This window comes from Streptomyces sp. V2I9 (assembly GCF_030817475.1).
Taxonomy (GTDB): Bacteria; Actinomycetota; Actinomycetes; order Streptomycetales; family Streptomycetaceae; genus Streptomyces.
In genome coordinates, this window is sequence record NZ_JAUSZJ010000002.1 from 4,946,964 (window position 1) to 4,968,074 (window position 21,111).

Sequence of the window (21,111 nt, forward strand, 5' to 3'; positions counted from 1 at the left end):
GCGAGGGCCCCGCCCATCCGCACGCTCACCGGTTGCGGCCATGGAGCTGGTCGCTCGTCGTCATGACGGGCAAGCCCGAGGTCGCGGTATTGGTCGGCGTGTCGGTGAGGTTTCTCGACTCGATCCCGGGGACGGGGAGGGCGGCCAGGGAACTGATCGATGTACGGTATTGGCCCGCGTCGTTCTCGACCGTTGCTTCGGGTTCCTCGCGTGCGTCGTGGTACACCTCGTCCTCGACGGTTGTTTCGAGGTCGTCGCGTGCGTCGTGGTACACCTCGTCCTCGACGGTTGTTTCGAGGTCGTCGCGTGCGTCGTGGTACACCTCGTCCTCGACGGATTCATCGGTCGAGGCCTTCTTGCGCGGCGGGTCGTCTCTGTGGTCCACGTCCAGGAACAGGAGCTCGTCCTCTTCGACCAGCTCGTCCTCGTTGACGGCACTCGTCTCAGGGCCCTGAGCCGGCAGACTCAGCGCGGCCGCCTGTGCGATCGCCCCCTGCGCGCTCGCGGCCCGATGCGCTTCGTCGAAGAGCTGCTTGGTCCTGGGCAGTTGGCCGTCATGGAACATCTCGACCAGCTCAGGGTGGTCGCTCAGGATCGTCTCGACGGCCTCCGCGACGCTCCGCGCAGTGCCCTGGCGCCCGTCCCTGGAAGGCTGGTCGAAGCGGTCCGGGGCAGAGCCGGGGGACTGCTGGCCCCACGGCTGCTGCTGAGCCGGTGCCTGCTGCTGTGCGGACTGCTGCCCCGGAGGAGTGAGTCTCTCCAGGAGTTTCTGGATGAGGTAGGCGATCAGCTTCTCGGTATCGGTGGACGTCGAGGCGTCCCGCCTGCCAGGCGCGGCGTCCTCCTGCCCCTGTCCATGTCCCTGCCCCTGGTCCGGTGGCTCGGGCCTGACCGGTTCGCGTGTTTCCTGACGGCTCCGGCGCTTCTGGCGCTCCAGGACCTCCTGGAGGTCCAGAAGGTCCTGGAGGAGCGCGGTCATCGCTGTCTTCGCGGGGTCGGGCGCTTCGGCCCCCTGCTTCTCGGGCGGCATGACCGTGTCCCTTTCTGTCGGGTCGGCTGGAGGCGAAGGCGTGTCCGCCGTCGCCGGGACGGTGGCGGCAGCCGTATGACAACCGGCACGCCTCCCTCCGTGCGGGTGCGTACGCCGGGTGTGCCTTCACACGACGGACACCGGGATGCTCCGGTTCAACGGCCCGGCCGGGTCGGCAAGGACACCGGCTGAACCATCCACGCGCTCCGGTGCGTAGTGCCGGTATCGAAGTCCGATTCGCATATCGACCCGTGGGAGGCGACCCCGGATGACCCGAGCCGTCGAAAGTGCCGAACCGGCTGAAAGCACCCAGCAGGGACCCCAGTTCATCGTGTATCTGGACGGCTCGGCGCACGACGAGGCGCTGGGGATGCTGAGCCTGTGGGTGAGGCACCTCCTGATGCCGGTCTACGGCAGGGAGACCACCTCGTCCGCCCCCTGGTGCGCCAGGTGGTGGGAGCACCAGGAGGCGGTGGCGCAGCTCTACGGGCTCTGGATGGCCTGGCAGGAACTGACCAACCCGGCGGCCGGGCTGACCGGTCCCGCGATCTGGCACCGGGACTACCTGGCCCACGTCATGGCCGCCCTGCGCGACCCGTCCGGGCCGTTCGCCGGCTGCAAACCCGGTGCGCACCGTCCCAAGGACGTGCCGGTGACGGACCTCTATGCGGGATGAGTGCGGGGCGGCTACCCCGTTCGCCGGGGGAAGCCGCCCCGGGTCGCCGCCCGCAGCAGGAATTCCGCGGGACCGCTCCGGCGGTGCCGCGACAGCAGCGCGCTGAGAGCGAGTTGGGCGGCGTACAGGAACAGGCAGCCCCCCAGCACCGTCGTGGCGCCCACCCGCCCGTACAGGCCGAGGCCGTATCCGGTGAAGACCAGGGCCAGCACGAGCGACTGCGCCAGGTAGTTGGTGAGCGACATCCGCCCGGCCGGGGCGAGCGTCGCCCCGATCCCGCGCCCGGCCGGAGTGCGGACGAGGAGGAGTACCCCGCAGGCGTACGCCGCGGTGAGGGCCGGAGCCGTCAGGATTCCGACCGCCTGGCCGACGAAGAACCAGCCGCCGTCCAGCGGGCCGTGAGTGCACACCGCCACGAAGGCCCCGCCCGCCAGACCGAGGGGCAGCCCCAGGGCCACGACACGCCGCAGCAGGACGGGTCGGGGCCCGGGGCCTGCGAGGATCCGCCGTCCTCCGGCGGCGAGTCCGGCGAGGAAGGCCGCCAGCAGATCGGCGGAGTAGAGCACGTTCGCGCCGAGGAAGCGCGGCAGCAGCTCGATGTTCGTGCGCACGACGGAGCCGGGGCCGCCGCGGTACGCCGCCCCCGTGTCCGCCGTCACCACGCCGAGCCCGTGCGTCCGCTCCAGCACGAGGGTGAGCAGACCGTAGGCCAGGAGCAGAGCGGCGAGCGAGGCGAGGAGTACGGCCGAGATCCGCAGCAGCCATCGTGGCCGCACGTCGCGCAGGGCGAACAGGATCAGTCCCAGGGCCGCGTACGTCATCAGGATGTCACCCGGGAACAGCAGTACCGCGTGGACCAGACCGAGCAGGAACAGCGCGGCGGTCCGGCGCAGATGACGGGGTGCGAACGCGACCCCCGCCCGCTCGGCGGAACGCCGCTGCACGGTGAAGCCGTAGCCGAAGAGGAACGAGAAGAGCAGGTAGAACTTCCCGGTGACCAGAGCCGTCGTCGCCCGGGCCGTGCCCCGGTCCGCGAGGCCGGCGCCCGCCCCGCCGCCGAGCGCGACGTCGGGGCCGGCCATGAGCTGAGCGTTGATCAGCAGGATGCCGAGCAGGGCGGCCCCGCGCAGCACGTCGATGTCGCCGATCCTGGCCACCGGCGGGACGGCGGTGGCCGCGCGGGGTGCGGACACGGGCGGGGCTCAGGAGACCGACGCGACCGGGGACCGGTTGCCCGGCGTCCGCTCCGGTCCGGGGACCCGCGCCACCTGCTCGGCCGGCCGGAACGCGTCCTGCGGCCCGCGGCCGGGAGCCGGCTGACGGGGGCCGTCGGCACCGTCCACAGGCGCGGCGGCCCGTGCCGCCCGGCGGCTGGAGACGGACGCGAGCACCGGGTCGGCCGCGAAGAAGCCCAGCGCGGCCACGCCGAACAGGACTCCCGCCAGAGCCGCGATCCCGGCCACCACCGCACCCGTCGGAGTTCCCGGCCACAGCGCGTGCGTACCGCCGCGCACCAGGTCGTACAGGGAATCCGGAGCGACCGGCGGTGGGTTCCAGCCGCCCCCGACGAGCGCGACCCCCAGGCTGCCGCCCAGCCAGACGGCGGCCAGAGCCGTGGGAGCCAGGAACATCAAGGGCATCAGCCGGGGGACGAACCCCGAGGTGCCCCGCTCGTACGGACGGTTCTCGTGCTGTTCCAGGTCAGCCACGACTTGCCTCCACGTCTCGGTGTCCGGGCCGTACGGCCGCTGTGGACAGCCACCACGCATCCCGCGCGGCAGCCGGTTCAATCGCGCGTACGGTCCGCGTCAGAAGCTGCGCGAGCTCGCCGAGGTCCCGTTGAACCGGTAGCTCCGCACATCCGTCGATGAGCTTGAAAGGCGCGTTCCAGCCTCCCGTCCCATCCGTCGAAGGGATTCCCGCATGCCAGAGCTCACCGCCCTCGACCGCTCCGGCCCGTCGGCCCCCGCCCTCGCCCCCCCGCACTTCGACGTGTTCGTCTCCGACGAGCACCAGGCCCTCCTCGACGGGGAGCGCGTCGGCGTCGCCGACGGGGAATCCGTCCACGAGGCGATCCTCGACCTCCTCCAGCAGCACGCCCGTGACCGCCAAGGCCCCGTGCGGGCCACGGTCTTCGACCGCCTGGACGCCCGCACCGTGTGCATCGAGGTGGCGCCGGACGGCTCCAGCCGCATCCCCGGTCCCGATGAGGAAGGGAGCTGGAACACGGCCCCGTCGGCGGAGGGGAACGGGCCCGAGAGCGACCGCCATCCGGCCCCGGCCGCCGTCGCCGAACGCGTACGACACATCAAGGAAGCCGTCGACGGCGGAGACACGGAGCACGCGGGCCTCCTGGCCGCCGCGTTGCGCGAGCGGCTCGCCGGTGACCACGGGGCCGGGCACCCCCAGGCACTGGAGGCGCGGGCGATGGAGGCCTACGTCGCCCACCTCGCGGGCGATCACCCCCTGGCCACCTCGCTGGCCATCGGGGTCGCCCGGATTCGCTGCGGGCTCGGGGACGCGCGCGCCGCCGACGACGTCCTGCGCGCGACAGCCGCGTGGGAGCGGCTGCTCGACGAGCGGGCGGCTTCGGCGCACGGCCGCGAACTGCTGCACCTGTGGACGCACGTGGCCGACCAGTGTCGGCTCGGCCCCGCACACGCCGAGGCGATGCGCCTGGTCGAACAGCACTTCACGGCCCCCGACGCCGGGACGCGCGTGCACGCGGGAAGGGGAACGGCCGTGCCGCAGGACGCGTGCGCGCTGTGATGAACACCTCAACCAGGAGTGACGAGCCGCAGGGAATGTACGTACATGTACGGCTGAAGGGGCATTCTGTGCCCACGCGGCGGCGAACCTGCTGAAGACGTCCCCCGCGCAGCGGTTCGCCGGAACGCTAACGTCCCCCCAGAAGATCGCATCTGTGGGGGGCGCGAGCACCAATGCACACAACGGGCGTTACCGGCCTCCGGTTCACGGTTCTGGGGCCGTTGCAGGCGTGGCGTGGCGAGCAGTCGATAGCGCTCGGCTCGCCGCAGCAGCGGGCCGTACTGGCCCTGCTGCTGCTCAAGCAGGGCAGGCCGGCCTCCGTCGACGAACTCGTCGACGCCGTGTGGGACCAGGAGCCGCCCCCGGGCGCCGTCTCCGTGCTGCGGACCTATGTCTCCCGTCTGCGCGCCGTGCTCGAACCGGGGCGGTCGAAGAACCAGCCGCCCGGTGTCCTGGTCTCGGTGGCCGGGGGGTACGCCCTCCAGGTCCCCGACGGAACCCTCGACCTCACCGTCTTCGAATCGCGGGTGCACGAGGCCAGGAGACTCCGCGACCAGGGTGACCACCAGGGGGCCAGAGATCTGCTGCGCCGCGCGCTCGACGCCTGGAACGGGGCTCCGCTGGCGGGCGTCCCCGGCGCCTTCGCCGAAGCGGAGCGGACCCGGCTCACCGAACTGCGGCTCGCCGCGACGGAGATCCGCATCGAGCTGGACGTGGAACTGGGCGGCCACAGCGATGCCGTACCCGAACTCATCGCGCTGGCCGCGGCCCATCCGTTGCGCGAACGGCTGCGGCTGCTGCTGATGCTGTCGCTGTACCGGTCCGACCGGCAGGCCGAGGCGCTGGCCGTCTACCACGACACCCGCCGCATCCTGATCGCGGAACTCGGCATCGAACCGGGCCCGGCCGTCCGCGACCTGCACCGCCGGCTCCTGACGGCCGATCCCGCGCTCGCCGCTCCCCACCGGGCCGACGAACCCCCGGGCGCCGCCGTGCGTCCGGCCCAGCTCCCCGGCGACCTGAGTGACTTCACCGGCCGCGAGGCGGAGACCGCACGCGTGACGGCGGCGCTCTCGGGGGCGGCGGGGACGGCCGTACCGGTCGCCGTCCTCACCGGCATGGGCGGGGCGGGCAAGACGGTGCTGGCCGTGCACGCCGCCCACATCGTGAGCGGGCAGTTTCCCGACGGTCAGCTCTACGTGGACCTGCGCGGAGCGGACGGCTCGTCCGCCGATCCCTCCGCCGTACTCGCCGCATTCCTCCGGGCCCTGGGCGAGAAGGACCAGGGCATACCGGACAGCCCGGAGGAACGCGCCGCGCTCTACCGCTCGGTCCTGGCCGGGCGCCGGGTACTGGTCGTGCTCGACAACGCCCGTGACGCGGAACAGGTGCGTCCTCTCCTGCCCGGCTCCGGCGGGTGCGCCGCCATCGTGACGAGCCGTTCCGCGCTCGCCGCGCTGTCCGGCGTGACGCGCGTCGTGGTCGACGTGTTCCGGCCCCAGGTGGCGGCGGCACTCTTCACCCGCATCCTCGGCGGCCCCCGCACCGCACACGAACGCCTTGCGATCCTGCGGGTGGCCGACCTCTGCGGCGGGCATCCGCTGGCCGTGCGCATCGTCGCCAGCCGCCTCGCGGTCCGCCCGGACTGGACGGTGACGGACACCATCGACCAGCTCAAGGACGAACGTCAGCGCATCGGCGAACTGCGCATCCAAGGACTGGGCGTCGAGGCCTGCTTCCGGCTCGGTTACGGGGAGCTCGACGCGGAGCAGGCGCGCGCCTTCCGCCTGCTGTCGCTGCCCGCGCCCAGCCCCCTCACCCTGGTGGAGGCGGCGGCCGTGCTCGGGCGGCCCCAGGAGGTCACCGAGTCGCTGCTCGAATCGCTCGTCGACGTCGGCATGCTGGAATCGACGGCCCGCCGGCGCTACCGCTTCCACGATCTGCTGCGACTGTTCGCCCGCCAGCGCGCCCGGGAGGAGGAGTCCGCCGACGCGCGCCAGGGCGCTCTGACCGGACTGCTGGATCTGCTGCTGGCCACCGCGCGCAACGCCTACGGACTGCTCCGGCCGGGGCACAGGGTTCCCCTGTCCCTGCTCCCCACCGAGCACCCGGGGGTGAGCTTCGCCGACGAGGCGGAGGCGTGTGCCTGGGGGGCCGGACGGCTCTCCCCGGCCCTGGAGTTCGTGGCCCAGATCGCCCCGGCGGCCCCCGCGGGCGCCGCCGATCTGGTGCTGGCGCTCGACCCCCTGTTCATGGCCGAGCACCGCTGGAGCGAGCTGATCCCCGTCGCCCGCGCCGTGGCCGCCGCCGCGCGCCGTGCGGGCGACCGGCGGGCGGAGCAGCGGATCTGCTACATGCTCGGAGGCGCGCTGATGCAGATGGAGGAGTTGCAGAGCGCCCACGAGGTGACGAGCCGCGCGATGGAACTTTCGGAGGGGACCGAGGACCACACCGTGCACGCCATGGTGCTGAACGTGGCGGGGCTCCTGGCCATGAAGCGGGGCGTCGAGGAGGAGGGGCTGGACCTCGGGCTGCGCGCCGTCGCCGAGGCGCGCGTGGGGCAGGACAGATCCGTGGAGGCGCTCGCTCTCGGCAACGTCATCCTGGCGTGCGTACGCCTCGGGCAGGTCCACGAGCTGCTTCTCGACACGGCCCTCCGGCAGCTGGACCTGTACGAGACCCTGGGCGACCACCACGGCCGGGCCTACGCGCACTACCGCATCGGCCAGGTGCTGCGGGCGCTGGGGCGGCCGGAGGAGGCGTTGAGCCAGTTCGAGGACTGCCTGGAGCGCCTCGGCCCGACCGGCCACATCTTCGTGCGCTGCGCGTCCCTGATCGGGTGCGCCGGGTCGTACCTGAGCCTCGGCGAGCCGCAGTCGGCCGCCCGCTACGCCGAGCGGGCGATCGTCCTCGCCCGCGAGATGGACTTCGAGCGGGGCGAGGCCCTCGCCACCCAGATACTCGGCGACGCCCTCGACACGGTCGGGCACGTCTCGTGGGCGCGTGCCTGCTGGGAGCGGTCGCTCGCCGTCTGCCTGAGGCTCGGCATGGCCGACGAGGCCACGTACATCCGTGGACGGCTCGAACCGCCGCCGGCCGACACTTCTTGATCCGGCACCCCGCTGCCTGCCCTCGTCTTGATCCGGCACCCCGCTGCCTGCCCTCGTCGTGAACCGCTGCCGCTCACGGTGACGTTGTAGGGGCGAACGGGTCACGTACCGCCCCGTTCGGTACGTCGTGCCCCACAGCGGCATGACGCCCACACCCACGAGTCACGACGGAGCGTCATCGCAGTGATACGTAAAGCAATCGGAAGGGGTGGCCGGGCGGCGGTGGCAGTCGTCGCGCTCTGTGCCGTCACCGCGTCGGCACAGGGGGCGGCGTCGGCGGCGCCCTCTCCGGAGCCCGGCCCCGCCCGGCCCACGACTCTGGCCGAGGTGCGCGAGGAGCTGGACCGGCTGTACCACGACGCCGAGGTCGCCACGGACACCTACAACGCCGCGGAGGAACGGGCCGCCGAGCAGTCCGCCCGGGTGGCCGCACTCGCCGAGGAGATGGCGTCGGGCAAGGCCGCGCTGAAGCGGCTGACCTCCCGCATGGGGGCGGCGGCCCGCGCCCAGTACCGCAGCGGCGGCTTGCCCCTCGACGTCCAGCTGCTGTTGAGCACGGGCCCCGAGGACCTCCTCGACGAGGTCGGCCGGGCGCGCCAGGCCCAGCACGGCGTCGACGGACTGCTGCGCGAGCTGACCCGGGTCCAGAAGGAGCTCCGCACGAAGTCCGAGGTGTCCACCGCGCAGTTGAGGAAGCTCCGGGGCAGCCGGAAGGCCGGAGCGGACGCCCGCGAGCGCATCGAGAAGCGCATCGCCGCGGCCGAGGCACTCGAAGCGCGACTGGAGGAGAAGGAGCGCCGACGCCTCCTGGAGATGCAGAAGGAGTCGGCCGACGAGGCGCACGCGGAATTCCTGAGGTCCGGCAAGCTCAAGGGGGCCGGGAGAGGGGCGAGTGAGGAGGGCGCGATCGCCGTCGCCTTCGTGACCGAGCAACTCGGCAAACCCTACGAGTGGGCGGCGGAGGGCCCCGACACCTACGACTGCTCCGGCCTCACCTCGCAGGCGTGGGCCGCGGCGAAGCGGACCATTCCCCGTACGTCCCAGGAGCAGTGGCGTCAGCTGCCGCGCGTCGGACTGAAGGACATGCGTCCCGGAGACCTGATCATCTACCACAAGGACGCCAGCCACGTCGGGATGTACGTCGGAGGCGGCTCGATCATCCACGCACCGCGTCCGGGGCGGAACATCACCGTCGCCGACGTGGGCTCGATGTTCGTCCTCGGAGTCGTACGCCCGGATCAACGCCCCTGAACCGCGGCCGGCGGCTCACCGCGCCCGCCCATCGAGGGAGGCCCGGTTCGCGCCCGACCGGTTCCGGTCGCGCGCGTCAACCGGGAGCGGCACCCACCGGTGATCCGGCCAGGGGGACGGCACGCGGTCCCCGAGGCCGGGCGCCCACACGGCGCACGTTGCGCGAAAGTGCAGGTCACGGCGGTTGAGCCCGCGACGATTGGGGCCCCGCTCAGAGGGCCGCGCGCTTGCCTGCGGAGCCGGCCCCGGTCGTGTCCGACGAGGAGGAATGCGCCGCGGGAGGGGCGGAAGAGCTGATGGCCCCGACCACCCTGCCGAGTTCGACAGGCTCGCCATCTACATCGATGAGGACCGGGGGGTGCGGCGGAACTCCACCGGGAACGTCGAGTACCAGCTGAAGCGGCATGCCGATCATGTCATCGAGCAGGAGTACCTCGCATACCACCGTGGGCTGTGCGGCCGAGCGCGAATGTCCTGTCCGCACGGCGTCGTAGCCGTCAGGGAACGATCGCCGGGCCGCCGCCCCGCCCTTGAAGCGCTTGTGCGGCGGTTCAGGGCGGTGGGTGAGGTACCGGATGCACGAAGACCCCGCTGCCAGCGTGCATGCTGGTGGCGGGGTCTTGTCGGCACTTCCTGCGAAGTGCCCCCGGCAGGATTCGAACCTGCGCACCCGGCTCCGGAGGCCGATGCTCTATCCCCTGAGCTACGGGGGCGAATCGCGGTGTTGCTCTGCGACGGGTGAAACACTACCAGCTCCCACGGGGTGGCTGTGAACAGGTATTCCGCAGGGGGCTGCGCGCCGCGGGCGTCCGGCCGGGCGGTCCGCGGCGGCGGGGGAGACCCGTCCGGGCGGAAGTGGACAAAACCCGGACGCCGCCCCTCGGGCCGACCTACCCTCGAAGGGTGTCAGGGGCGTACGGCCGCGTGCTTGTTGTCGACGACAACAAGGTCATCCGGCAGCTGATCAGGGTCAATCTCGAGCTGGAGGGCTTCGAGGTCGTGACCGCGGCCGATGGTGTCGAATGCCTGGAACTGGTCGGAAGAGTCCGCCCCGACGCGATCACCCTCGACGTCGTGATGCCCCGGCTGGACGGCCTGCAGACCGCCACCCGGCTGCGCTCCGACCCCCGCACCAGCGCTCTCCCCATCGCCGTCGTCAGCGGCTGTACGCCCTACGAGGTCGACGCGGGCGTCGCGGCCGGGGTGGACGCGTTCCTGGCGAAGCCGTTCGAGCCGAGCGAGCTGGTGCGGATCGTGCGCCGCCTGGTGACCGGGGTGGACGAACCTGCGCCGGGCGGGCGGCGGGAGGCCGGGCGGGCGGGCAGCGCCGCCGGCTGACCACGGTCGGCGCGTACCGGTGCTCCGGCCGGTGCTCCGGTGAGCGTGCGTGCGGACGGCCCTCGGTGAACGCCCGCGTGCGGCCGGGCCGCCGGCTTCCGGCGGCCGCCCCCGGCCCCGCGGACCGCATGGCGAAACGGAGTCGCGGAGTGCCCCCCTCTCTCACCTAGGCTTGACCCGTGACCCCCGCCGACCTCTCCCGGACCGTGCTGCACGCCGTGCGCCGCGCGGTCGACGAGGACGTGCTGCACGCGCCCGTGCCCGCGCGCGTGCGGGTGGAGCGGACCCGGCCCGGCGGCAGCGGCGACTACGCCTGCGCCGTCGCGCTCCAGCTCGCCGGGCCCGCGCGACTGCCCGCCCTGGAGGTCGCGCGCATCCTGCGGGACCGCGTCGCCGCCGACCCCGGCGTCGGGCGGGTCGAGATCACCGGCCCCGGCTTCCTGAGCTTCACCCTGGCCGCCCCGGCGGAGGGCGACCGGGCCGTCCTCGCCGCCGTACGGGAACAGGGCCTCGCCTACGGACACGGGGACGCGCTCCGGGACGACAACCTCCAGTTCCACCACGCGCGGGAGGTCCGCGCCGCCGTCACCGCCCACGCCGTGCGCCGGCTCGTCATCGCCCAGGGCGCCCGCGTCCGGATCAGCTGCGAGGAAGCACCCGACCCGGACTGGGCCCGCCTCGGCGTCACCGTCGACGCGGGCGGCACACCCCCCGCACCGCTCACCGGCATCCGGCCCGTCCCCGCCGGGGCCGGCGCGGGGGAGCTGCTGGAGCGGCTCGGGCCCGACGCGGCCCGCTGGGGGCTCCTGCGGGCCGCCGGACACGACCGTGCCGCCCTCGGCCCCGAACTGCTCGTCCAGGGGGAGGCCAATCCGCTCTTCCTGGTCCGTTACGCCCACGCCAGGGCCCGCGCCCTCACCCGCGCGGCCGCCCTCCTCGGCTTCACCTCCGCGCCCGCCCCGTGCGGCAAAAGCCCCACCGGCCCGGCTGCGACGACCGCGTACGACGCCGCCGCCCGGCCCCTCCTCGACCTCATCGCCGACCACCCCGGCGTCCTGCTCGCCGGGGCCCGTCACCGTGCGCCCGACCGGGTCGCCCGGCAGCTGGAAGCCGTCGCGCACGCGTTCTTCGACTTCCACGACTCCTGCCCGCCCCTTCCTGCCGGTGACGAGAAACCCTCGGCCGCCCACCGCGCCCGGCTGGCCCTCGCCGAAGCCGCCGGGACGGTGCTGGCAGGCGGCCTGTCCCTGCTCGGCATCCGCGCGCCCGAACATCTCTGACGAGATCAGAAGAGACCCGAGAGAGCATCACGATGAGCCGCTCCGCACACCCCGCAGGCCCCCGCCACGCCGACGTCCTCCCCGAGGGCCACTACTCCGCGCCCGCTGCCGACCTCAACGCCCTCGATGAAAAGGTCTGGTCGCGCACCGTCACCCGCGACGCGGACGGCGCCCTCACCGTCGGCGGGATCGCCGTCGCCCGGCTCGCGGAGGAGTTCGGCACCCCCGCCTACTTCCTCGACGAGAGCGACTTCCGGGCCCGCTGCCGCGCCTGGGCGGACGCCTTCGGACCGGACGCCGACGTCTTCTACGCCGGGAAGGCGTTCCTCTCCCGCGCCGTCGTGCGCTGGCTCACGGAGGAGGGGCTGAATCTCGATGTCTGCTCCGGCGGCGAGCTGACCACCGCACTCGACGCGGGCATGCCCGCCGAGCGCATCGCCTTCCACGGCAACAACAAGACCGTCGCCGAGATCGAGCGGGCCGTCGGGGCCGGCGTCGGGCGGATCGTCCTCGACTCCTTCCAGGAGATCGTCCGCGTCGCCCACATCGCCCAGCGCCACGGCATCCGCCAGCGGGTCCAGATCCGCGTCACCGTAGGCGTCGAGGCCCACACCCACGAGTTCATCGCCACCGCGCACGAGGACCAGAAGTTCGGCATCGCGCTCGCCGACGGGCAGGCCGCCGAGGCGGTGCGCCGGGCCCTCTCCCTCGACGGGCTCGACCTCATCGGCGTCCACTCGCACATCGGCTCGCAGATCTTCGACATGGCCGGCTTCGAGGTCTCCGCCCGGCGCGTCGTGCAGCTCCTCGCCGAGGTCCGCGACGAGCACGGCGTCGAGCTGCCCGAGATCGACCTCGGCGGCGGCCTCGGCATCGCGTACACCTCCGACGACGACCCCCGCGAGCCGCACGAGATCGCCAAGGCGCTCAGCGACATCGTCACCCGCGAGTGCGAGGCCGCGAAGCTGCGGACGCCCCGGATCTCCGTCGAGCCGGGCCGCGCCATCGTCGGACCCACCGCCTTCACCCTGTACGAGGTGGGCACGATCAAGCCCCTGGAAGGGCTGCGGACGTACGTCAGCGTCGACGGCGGGATGTCGGACAACATCCGCACCGCGCTGTACGACGCCGAGTACAGCGTCGCCCTCGTCTCGCGCACCTCGGACGCCGAGCCGATGCTCGTCCGGGTCGTCGGCAAGCACTGCGAGAGCGGCGACATCGTGGTCAAGGACGCGTTCCTCCCCGCCGACCTGGCCCCCGGCGACCTGATCGCCGTCCCCGCCACCGGCGCGTACTGCCGTTCCATGGCGAGCAACTACAACCACGCCCTGCGTCCGCCCGTCGTCGCGGTCCGCGACGGAGAGGCCCGCGTCATCGTCCGGCGCGAGACGGAGGAAGATCTCCTGCGTCTCGATGTCGGCTGATGAAATAGTCGTCTCAGGATCCGGACGGGGGCCAGAAACCCCCGTCCGGTGAGTGAGACTGGTCCATACATGAGCATGGCCCTCCGGCGATCGGGGGGTGGGAGAGGCAGCGGAGTTGGGTGCGTGCCCAGCTCCGCGCCGCCGCCCCCCATCGCCGGAGGGTCCAGGTATGAGAAACGAGGTCGGATGATGCGAACGCGTCCGCTGAAGGTGGCGCTGCTGGGCTGTGGTGTGGTCGGCTCAGAGGTGGCGCGCCTCATGACGACGCACGCCGACGACCTCGCGGCGCGCATCGGCGCGCCCGTCGAGCTCGCCGGCGTGGCCGTCCGCCGGCCCTCGAAGGTGCGGGAGGGCATCGACCCCGCCCTGGTGACCACCGACGCCACCGCGCTCGTGCGACGGGGCGACATCGACGTCGTCGTCGAGGTCATCGGCGGCATCGAGCCCGCCCGGACGCTCATCACCACCGCGTTCGAGAACGGCGCGAGCGTCGTCTCCGCCAACAAGGCGCTGCTCGCCGAGGACGGCGCCGCGCTGCACGCCGCCGCCGAGAAGCACGGCCGCGACCTCTACTACGAGGCCGCCGTCGCCGGGGCCATCCCGCTGGTGAGGCCGCTGCGCGAGTCGCTCGCGGGCGACAAGGTCAACCGGGTGCTCGGCATCGTCAACGGCACCACCAACTTCATCCTCGACAAGATGGACACCAGCGGCGCCGGCTACTCCGAGGCGCTCGACGAGGCCACCGCGCTCGGGTACGCCGAGGCCGACCCCACCGCCGACGTCGAGGGCTTCGACGCCGCCGCGAAGGCCGCGATCCTCGCCGGGATCGCCTTCCACACCCGCGTGCGGATCGGTGACGTGCACCGCGAGGGCATCACCGAGGTCACCGCCGCCGACATCGCCTCCGCCCGCCGGATGGGCTGCACCGTCAAGCTGCTGGCCATCTGCGAGCGCGCCGCCGACGGGGCCTCCGTCACCGCCCGCGTGCACCCCGCGATGATCCCGCTCAGCCACCCCCTGGCCTCCGTCCGCGAGGCGTACAACGCGGTGTTCGTCGAGGCCGAGGCCGCCGGGCAGCTGATGTTCTACGGCCCCGGCGCCGGCGGCTCCCCGACCGCCTCCGCGGTCCTCGGCGACCTCGTCGCGGTCTGCCGCAACAAACTGGGCGAGGCCACCGGACCCGGTGAGTCCGCCTACACGCGCCTGCCGGTCAGCCCCATGGGCGAGGTCGTCACGCGCTACCACATCAGCCTCGACGTGGCCGACAAGCCGGGCGTGCTCGCCCAGGTCGCGACGGTCTTCGCCGAGCAGGGCGTGTCCATCGACACGGTCCGCCAGCAGGGCCGGCCGGACTCCGACGGCGAGGCGTCCCTCGTCGTCGTCACCCACCGCGCGCCCGACGCCGCCCTCTCCGGGACCGTCGAAGCGCTGCGCAAGCTCGACACCGTGCGCGGTGTCGCCAGCATCATGCGTGTTGAAGGGGAGTAAAGGACCCATGACCAGCAAGGGCACCCACCAGTGGCGCGGCATCATCGAGGAGTACCGGGACCGCCTTCCGGTCGCGGCGACGACGCCGGTCGTCACACTCCGTGAGGGCGGCACGCCGCTCGTACCGGCGCAGGTCCTCTCCGAGCGCACGGGCTGCGAGGTGCACCTCAAGGTCGAGGGCGCCAACCCCACCGGTTCGTTCAAGGACCGCGGCATGACCATGGCCATCACCCGCGCCAAGGAGGAGGGCGCGAAGGCCGTCATCTGCGCCTCCACCGGCAACACCTCGGCCTCCGCCGCCGCGTACGCGGTGCGCGCGGGGATGGTCTGCGCCGTCCTCGTCCCGCAGGGCAAGATCGCGCTGGGCAAGATGGGCCAGGCCCTCGTGCACGGGGCGAAGATCCTCCAGGTCGACGGCAACTTCGACGACTGCCTGACACTGGCCCGCGCGCTCTCGGACAACTACCCGGTGGCACTGGTCAATTCGGTCAACCCGGTCCGCATCGAGGGCCAGAAGACCGCCGCGTTCGAGATCGTCGACGCGCTCGGCGACGCCCCCGACATCCACGTCCTGCCGGTCGGCAACGCGGGCAACATCACCGCGTACTGGAAGGGGTACACCGAGTACGCGGGTGACGGCGTCTCGTCCCGTTCCCCGCGCATGTGGGGCTTCCAGGCGTCCGGCTCCGCGCCCATCGTGCGCGGCGAGATCGTCAAGGACCCGTCCACCATCGCCACCGCGATCCGCATCGGGAACCCGGCCTCCTGGAACTACGCGCTCGCCGCGCGCGACGAGTCGGGCGGGTTCATCGACGAGGTGACGGACCGGCAGATCCTGTCCGCCTACCGCCTGTTGGCCTCCCGGGAGGGCGTCTTCGTGGAGCCCGCGTCGGCCGCCTCGGTCGCCGGACTGCTCAAGGCCGCCGAGGAGGGCAAGGTCGACCCCGGCCAGCGCATCGTCTGCACGGTCACCGGCAACGGCCTCAAGGACCCCGACTGGGCCGTCGCGGGCGCCCCGCAGCCGGTCACGGTCCCGGTCGACGCGGCCACCGCGGCCGAGCGGCTCGGACTCGTCTGACCCGGCCCCGGACAGGCCGCGGAAGCCGCCGCGGCCCACCCGCGCCCATCACGACAATCCAGCTCAACCGCCCTCTTTCCGGGGCGGAGAGCGCATAGGAGGCGGGCGACACGCATCGTGCGCCTCCTGTGCGCCCTATGTCGCGACAGAACCTTCCTTCGATAAGCTGTACCCCATCCGCCCGACACCCGCCCGACGGCCCGCTGCGGTACGGCAGCCGTCGTGGGCGAACACGGGTCGGACCACCGGATCCCCTGTCCACCCCGGTGCGCACCGTGTACCGCCCCCGCCCCAGCAGACCCCACCGCCGCAGATCCACCGCACTGCATCCCCGCCGCCTTACAAGGAGTGGTCCGACCGATGGCCGGTCCCGCGTTCCGAGCCGCCGCCGTCAGGGTGCGCGTCCCCGCCACCAGCGCCAATCTGGGTCCGGGTTTCGACGCCCTCGGCCTCTCGCTGGGTCTGTACGACGACGTCGTCGTCCGGGTCGCCGACTCCGGGCTGCACATCGACATCGCGGGCGAGGGCGGCGAGACGCTGCCCCGCGACGAGAGCCACCTGCTCGTACGCTCCCTGCGCACCGCGTTCGACCTGCTCGGCGGCCAGCCCCGCGGCCTGGAGATCGTCTGCGCCAACCGCATTCCGCACGGCCGGGGCCTCGGCTCCTCCTCCGCCGCCATCTGCGCCGGGATCGTCGCCGCCCGTGCCGTGACGACCGGCGGCGACGCCCGCCTCGACGACACGGCCCTGCTGGAGCTGGCGACCGAGATCGAGGGACACCCCGACAACGTCGCGGCCTGTCTGCTCGGCGGATTCACCCTCGCCTGGATGGACGGCGGCGCCGCGCGGGCCATCCGGATGGACCCCGCGGCATCCGTCGTCCCCGTCGTCTTCGTCCCCGGGCGCCCGGTGCTCACCGAGACGGCGCGCGGCCTGCTCCCGCGTACCGTCCCGCACGTCGACGCGGCCCTCAACGCCGGCCGCGCGGCCCTGCTCGTCGAGGCCCTGACCCGCCGCCCCGAGCTGCTGCTCGCGGCCACCGAGGACCGGATCCACCAGGAATACCGGGGCCCGGCGATGCCGGACAGCGTGGAGCTGGTGCACCGGCTGCGCGCCGAGGGCGTTCCCGCGGTCATCTCCGGCGCGGGGCCCACGGTCCTCGCGCTGACGGAGGACGGCGCGGCCGACAAGGTCGCCCGACTGGCGGGGGAGGGCTGGGCCGCGAACCGGCTGGACCTCGACGCGACGGGCGCCAGTGTGCTGCCGCTGGCCGCGTAAACGCCTGTGATTACCGGTGAGCGAGAGGGGGAATGTTTGTTGGAGCCGGTAGTGTTAACCTCAAGTCTGCAATCGACGTCTTCACGGCGCGTTGCTTCGTGTCCCCCTCCGGGACCACCATTCTTCCGGGAGCCTCCCCAACTGCCTGAGCAGCCTGCCTGAGCAGTTTCGAGCACGCTCCGGAACCGGCACGACACCCCTCGCTCGTCCAGGAGTGGGCCGAGCAGGGGGATCTCGCGCCGGACCCCGCACGTTCATCTCTCCGCCGTACCCGGCGGACCACCGCCCCGGCAAGGTCCGCGATCCAGCAAGATCGACAGACCGCAGTCGGACAGCACAACCGGTCGCCGAGCCAGAAGGCCGACGTCCGCTCCAGGGAAGGACCCTTCGTGAGCGACACCACCGATCTGATGGGCGTGACTGCCGACAAGAACGTCGACAGCGCCGCGCCCGCCGAAGGTGCTGCCTCTGGCACCACCGCACGGCGCCGCCGCTCCGGCACCGGCCTCGACGGCATGGTCCTGGCCGAGCTGCAGCAGGTCGCGTCCGGCCTCGGCATCAGGGGCACCGCGCGGATGCGCAAGAGCCAGCTGATCGAGGTCATCAAGGAGGCGCAGGCGGGTGGCGGATCCGCCGCCCCCAAGACCTCCTCCAAGGCCGCCGAGGCCCCCACCGAGGCGGAGTCCAAGCCCAAGCGCCGCGCGACCTCGAAGGCGCGCACCGGGGACGAGGCGCCCGCCGCCGAGAAGGACGCGGGCCAGCAGCAGATCGACATCCCCGGCCAGCCGGCCAGCGACGACCAGCCCGCGGGCGAGCGCCGTCGCCGCCGCGCGACGGCCCAGGCGGGCAGCCCCGACACCAAGACCGAGGCGAAGACCGAGGTCACGGCGAAGGCGGAGCCCCGGTCCGAGCAGAAGACCGAGGAGCGCGCGGAGCCCAAGGGCGACGCCAAGGTCGAGGCCGGCGCCGACACGGCCGAGGGCCGTCGTGGCGACCGCCAGGGCCGCGACCGCGGTGACCGCGAGGGCCGCCGGGAGCGTCAGCGCGACCGCCGCGGCAAGGGCGACGACCAGGGCCAGCAGGGCGGTGGCGGCGGCGGGCAGCGCCAGCAGCGCCAGGGCCAGCAGAACCGGGACAACGGTCCGCAGGACGACTTCGACGACGAGGCGGGCGGCCGACGCGGCCGTCGCGGACGCTACCGTGACCGCCGCGGCCGTCGCGGGCGCGACGACTTCGCCTCCGACGTGCAGGTGGCCGACGACGACGTCCTGATCCCCGTCGCGGGCATCCTGGACATCCTCGACAACTACGCGTTCATCCGGACCTCCGGCTACCTGCCGGGCCCGAACGACGTGTACGTCTCGCTCGCCCAGGTCCGCAAGAACGGCCTGCGCAAGGGCGACCACGTCACCGGCGCGGTGCGCCAGCCCAAGGACGGCGAGCGGCGCGAGAAGTTCAACGCGCTGGTCCGCCTCGACTCGGTCAACGGCATGGCCCCCGAGTCCGGCCGCGGCCGCCCCGAGTTCCAGAAGCTGACCCCGCTCTACCCGCAGGACCGGCTCCGCCTGGAGACCGACTCCAACATCCTGACCACGCGGATCATCGACCTGGTCGCCCCGATCGGCAAGGGCCAGCGCGGGCTCATCGTGGCCCCGCCGAAGACCGGCAAGACGATGATCCTGCAGGCCATCGCCAACGCGATCACGGTCAACAGCCCCGAGTGCCACCTGATGGTCGTCCTGGTCGACGAGCGTCCGGAAGAGGTCACCGACATGCAGCGGTCGGTGAAGGGCGAGGTCATCTCCTCGACCTTCGACCGTCCCGCCGAGGACCACACCACCGTCGCCGAGCTGGCCATCGAGCGCGCCAAGCGCCTCGTCGAGCTGGGTCACGACGTGGTCGTCCTGCTCGACTCGATCACCCGCCTGGGCCGCGCGTACAACCTCGCGGCGCCGGCCTCCGGCCGCATCCTCTCCGGTGGTGTCGACTCGACCGCGCTCTACCCCCCGAAGCGCTTCTTCGGCGCCGCGCGCAACATCGAGGACGGCGGCTCGCTGACCATCCTGGCCACCGCGCTCGTCGAGACCGGCTCGCGCATGGACGAGGTGATCTTCGAGGAGTTCAAGGGCACCGGCAACATGGAGCTCAAGCTCGACCGGAAGCTCTCGGACAAGCGCATCTTCCCGGCGGTGGACGTCGACGCGTCCTCCACCCGTAAGGAAGAGATCCTGCTCGGCACCGACGAGCTGGCGGTCGTGTGGAAGCTGCGCCGGGTGCTGCACGCGCTCGACCAGCAGCAGGCGATCGAACTCCTCCTGGACCGGATGAAGAAGACCCAGTCCAATGCGGAGTTCCTGCTCCAGATCCAGAAGACGACGCCGGGCAGCGGAAACGGCAACGACTGACCGCTGTTCCCCCGCTCGGCAACTGTCCGGTGAATCCGCCCCGTTACTCATGTGACGGGGCGGATTTGCGCGTGTAATATCAACCAGCCGACAATCTCCCCCCACTTGCGGCACTACCACCCGACGCTTTCTGGAATAACGGGAGACTTGCGTGCGCATATCGCGCCATGTCGGATCAGCACGAATAGCCGGTCGTCTGCTGGCGGTCGCCGCCGCCGCGCTGGCGCTGGTGGGCGGGGGCCTGACGTCCGCAGCCCAGGCGGACGAGGGCGGTGAGCGATTCCTGCCGCCGAAGGGCGCCACGGTGGTCAGCCCGCAGAAGCTCTCGCCGAGAATCATCGGGGGGACGAACACCGCCTTCGCCGACGCGCCCTGGATGGTGCAGCTTCTCTTCGAGTACGACAACGACGGCATCTTCTACTTCTCGTGCGGGGGAACGCTGGTCGCCCCCAACAAGGTGATGACCGCGGCCCATTGCGTCACCGACGAGAACGGAAAGGCCCTCGACATGGTCGGCCGCGGGCTCGTGCTCGCGGGAACCGCGAAACTGGCGGGCGGACCGCAGGACGAAGGCACCGCCGTCGGGATCTCCCGCTCCTATTTCGCGGGTACGTACAACGCCGCCGAGATCGACAACGACATCGCGCTGCTGACGCTCAGCAAGCCGTTGCCCTACAAGTCGGCGCAGCCCGCTTCGTACGGTGACACCGCGCGCTATGTCCCGGGCACGACCGCCACCACGTACGGCTGGGGTATGACCGGTTCCGACTGGGACACCTCCCCCCTCTCGGAGACCCTGCTGCGGTTGGACCAGCCGCTGCGTTCGGACGCCGAGTGCTCCGAGAACCTCGACGGGGCCATCGGCGTCCCGGGCGCCTACAAGCCGGGCCACATGATCTGTGCCGGCGTCGGCGGGACCGGCGACGACTCCACCGGCCAGGCCACCTGCCCCGGTGACTCCGGCAGCCCCATGTTCGTCAGCGGACGCGTCATCGGCATCACCTCCTGGGGTCCGGCCAACGACTCCCGCGCGTGCAACCTCGCGGGCACGTACGACGCCTACACGAAGGTCTCGACCTACTACCGGTCGATCCAGCCCCGCATCGACGACACCAGCTTCAGCGGTGACCACCGGGCCGACCTGTTCGCCCGCTCGACCGGCTCCACCGCGTACACCTTCCCCTCGGCCGGCGAGAAGCTCGCCGCGCGCAAGGTGTTCGCCGGCTCCTACAGCGCGTACAACCTCTTCATCCAGACCGACCTCGACCGGGACGGCCACCAGGATCTGATCGCGCGGCAGGCGGCGACCGGGGACGTCTACTGGCTGCACCGCTCGGCGACCTCCACGACCTACGCGAAGACGAAGATCTTCAGCAACTGGAAGACGGTCCGGGCGATCGTCGCCCCCGGTGACGTGAACAACGACGGCAAGGGCGACATCCTCGCCGTCACCGCCACGGGCGACCTCATGACCTATCCGAGCTTCGGCAACGGCAAGTTCAACACCGCCGTCAAGTCCGGGTCCGGGTACCAGGTCTACAACCAGGTGCGGGGCCACGGTGACCTCACCTACGACGGCAAGAACGATCTGCTCGTCCGCCGCGGCGGCACCGACGACCTCTACCTGATCAAGGGAACCGGCAAATCCACCGCCCCCTTCGAGGCGCCGGTCAAGGTCCGCAGCGCGTGGTCGGGCTACGACCTCCTGGTCACCCCGGGGGACGTGAACGGGGACGCGAAGGCCGACCTCGTGGCCCGCTCCACCTCCGGTGACCTGTACCTCCTCAAGGGCACCGGCCAGGCGTCCTCGGAGATCTTCGCCACACAGATCAAGCTCGGCACCGGCTGGAAGAGCTACTACACCGTCGGCTGAAGCCCCTGGTGAAAGCCCTCTCACGGCACACACACCCGTAGAACCTGTGGCCCCCGGCACCCGCCGGGGGCCACAGGCGCGTGTGCAACCCTTCATGGTGCTTCGGCCGTC

General features: G+C 72.2%; 15 protein-coding genes and 1 tRNA gene. 12 read left to right on the forward strand and 4 right to left on the reverse strand.

Annotation, left to right across the window (positions count from 1 at the left end):
• Positions 1–25: 25 nt before the first annotated feature.
• Positions 26–1,030: a hypothetical protein gene (locus QFZ71_RS21875; protein ID WP_307669864.1), complete on the reverse strand. Its 1,005-nt coding sequence runs from the start codon at positions 1,028–1,030 to the stop codon at positions 26–28.
• Between the two features lie 268 nt (positions 1,031–1,298).
• Between QFZ71_RS21875 and QFZ71_RS21880 the strand changes: the two genes are divergently transcribed.
• Positions 1,299–1,706, forward strand: coding sequence for a DUF4913 domain-containing protein (locus QFZ71_RS21880; protein ID WP_307669865.1), 408 nt, complete (start codon positions 1,299–1,301; stop codon positions 1,704–1,706).
• A gap of 11 nt (positions 1,707–1,717) precedes the next feature.
• Here QFZ71_RS21880 and QFZ71_RS21885 read toward each other — a convergent pair whose 3' ends face one another.
• Positions 1,718–2,899: a DUF418 domain-containing protein gene (locus QFZ71_RS21885; protein WP_307669866.1), complete on the reverse strand. Its 1,182-nt coding sequence runs from the start codon at positions 2,897–2,899 to the stop codon at positions 1,718–1,720.
• A 9-nt stretch (positions 2,900–2,908) separates the two neighbouring features.
• The gene (locus tag QFZ71_RS21890) at positions 2,909–3,415 is read right to left on the reverse strand and encodes a hypothetical protein (protein ID WP_307669867.1); all 507 of its coding nucleotides are present in this window, start codon (positions 3,413–3,415) and stop codon (positions 2,909–2,911) included.
• Between the two features lie 214 nt (positions 3,416–3,629).
• Here QFZ71_RS21890 and QFZ71_RS21895 point away from each other — a divergent pair, with 214 nt between their 5' ends.
• From QFZ71_RS21895 to QFZ71_RS21905, 3 genes are all read left to right on the forward strand, one after another.
• Complete coding sequence (locus tag QFZ71_RS21895; protein WP_307669868.1) at positions 3,630–4,475, forward strand: hypothetical protein; 846 nt, start codon at positions 3,630–3,632, stop codon at positions 4,473–4,475.
• A 221-nt stretch (positions 4,476–4,696) separates the two neighbouring features.
• A complete protein-coding gene (locus QFZ71_RS21900) occupies positions 4,697–7,585 on the forward strand; it encodes a BTAD domain-containing putative transcriptional regulator (RefSeq protein ID WP_307669869.1) in 2,889 nt (962 codons plus the stop codon).
• Between the two features lie 222 nt (positions 7,586–7,807).
• On the forward strand, positions 7,808–8,836 hold the full coding sequence (locus QFZ71_RS21905) for an NlpC/P60 family protein (RefSeq protein WP_307669870.1): 1,029 nt from the start codon (positions 7,808–7,810) through the stop codon (positions 8,834–8,836).
• 641 nt (positions 8,837–9,477) lie between these two features.
• On the opposite strand, the gene QFZ71_RS21910 is transcribed toward QFZ71_RS21905, so the two are convergent.
• Positions 9,478–9,549: transfer RNA gene (locus tag QFZ71_RS21910), tRNA-Arg, on the reverse strand.
• 211 nt (positions 9,550–9,760) lie between these two features.
• Between QFZ71_RS21910 and QFZ71_RS21915 the strand changes: the two genes are divergently transcribed.
• The 8 genes from QFZ71_RS21915 to QFZ71_RS21950 all read left to right on the forward strand — a co-directional run bounded on the left by QFZ71_RS21915 (position 9,761) and on the right by QFZ71_RS21950 (position 21,000).
• Entirely contained in the window at positions 9,761–10,174 is a 414-nt protein-coding gene (locus QFZ71_RS21915; RefSeq protein WP_307669871.1) for a response regulator, read from the forward strand.
• Positions 10,175–10,353: 179 nt separating this feature from the next.
• On the forward strand, positions 10,354–11,454 hold the full coding sequence (nrtL, locus tag QFZ71_RS21920) for an ArgS-related anticodon-binding protein NrtL (protein WP_307669872.1): 1,101 nt from the start codon (positions 10,354–10,356) through the stop codon (positions 11,452–11,454).
• 32 nt (positions 11,455–11,486) lie between these two features.
• A complete protein-coding gene (gene lysA / locus QFZ71_RS21925; protein WP_307669873.1) occupies positions 11,487–12,878 on the forward strand; it encodes a diaminopimelate decarboxylase in 1,392 nt (463 codons plus the stop codon).
• A 186-nt stretch (positions 12,879–13,064) separates the two neighbouring features.
• Positions 13,065–14,366 carry a homoserine dehydrogenase gene (locus tag QFZ71_RS21930; protein ID WP_307669874.1) on the forward strand — a complete coding sequence of 434 codons (1,302 nt, stop codon included), beginning with the start codon at positions 13,065–13,067 and terminating at the stop codon, positions 14,364–14,366.
• Positions 14,367–14,373: 7 nt separating this feature from the next.
• Entirely contained in the window at positions 14,374–15,444 is a 1,071-nt protein-coding gene (gene thrC / locus QFZ71_RS21935; protein WP_307669875.1) for a threonine synthase, read from the forward strand.
• Between the two features lie 360 nt (positions 15,445–15,804).
• Positions 15,805–16,722: a homoserine kinase gene (thrB, locus tag QFZ71_RS21940; protein ID WP_307669876.1), complete on the forward strand. Its 918-nt coding sequence runs from the start codon at positions 15,805–15,807 to the stop codon at positions 16,720–16,722.
• A gap of 389 nt (positions 16,723–17,111) precedes the next feature.
• Positions 17,112–19,127 (forward strand): transcription termination factor Rho, encoded by a 2,016-nt coding sequence (rho, locus tag QFZ71_RS21945; RefSeq protein WP_307669877.1) that lies wholly within the window; start codon positions 17,112–17,114, stop codon positions 19,125–19,127.
• A gap of 151 nt (positions 19,128–19,278) precedes the next feature.
• Entirely contained in the window at positions 19,279–21,000 is a 1,722-nt protein-coding gene (locus tag QFZ71_RS21950) for a trypsin-like serine protease (RefSeq protein WP_307669878.1), read from the forward strand.
• The last annotated feature ends 111 nt before the right edge of the window (positions 21,001–21,111 follow it).